Source organism: Streptomyces sp. XY431, assembly GCF_001279805.1.
Taxonomy (GTDB): domain Bacteria; phylum Actinomycetota; class Actinomycetes; order Streptomycetales; family Streptomycetaceae; genus Kitasatospora; species Kitasatospora purpeofusca.
The window spans coordinates 1-322 of sequence record NZ_LGDO01000381.1; the positions used below are offsets into that span (position 1 = coordinate 1).

The following is a 322-nucleotide window of genomic DNA, read 5'->3' on the forward strand; positions in this document are numbered from 1 at the left end:
ACCTGGTAGGTGCCGTCGGGGAGGTTGTCGAACAGGTAGAGGCCGTTGGCGTCGGTCACCGTGGTGATGGGTCGGCCGTTGGCGTCGAGGACGGGCTGGCCGTTGCCGTCGAGGAGGTTGACCTTGATGCCGGAGACGCCGGTGTCGCCGGGCTTCTGGATGCCGGAGCCGTCCTTGTCGACCCAGACGAAGTCACCGATGGCGTTGTTGGCGGGCGGCGGCGGGAGGACGACGCCCATGTCGAGGTCGAGGTTGCGCTGTCCTCCGGAGACGGTGACGGACTGGGTCACACCGGTGGTCGGGTCGGCGTCGGAGTCCTTGG

Annotated in this window: 1 protein-coding gene; it reads right to left on the bottom strand. The window is 68.3% G+C overall.

Going from position 1 to position 322, the window contains the following annotated elements; all coding sequences use genetic code 11:
• Positions 1-322: SdrD B-like domain-containing protein (locus ADK60_RS26950; protein WP_234371262.1), on the bottom strand; the 322-nt coding region annotated here is incomplete at both ends.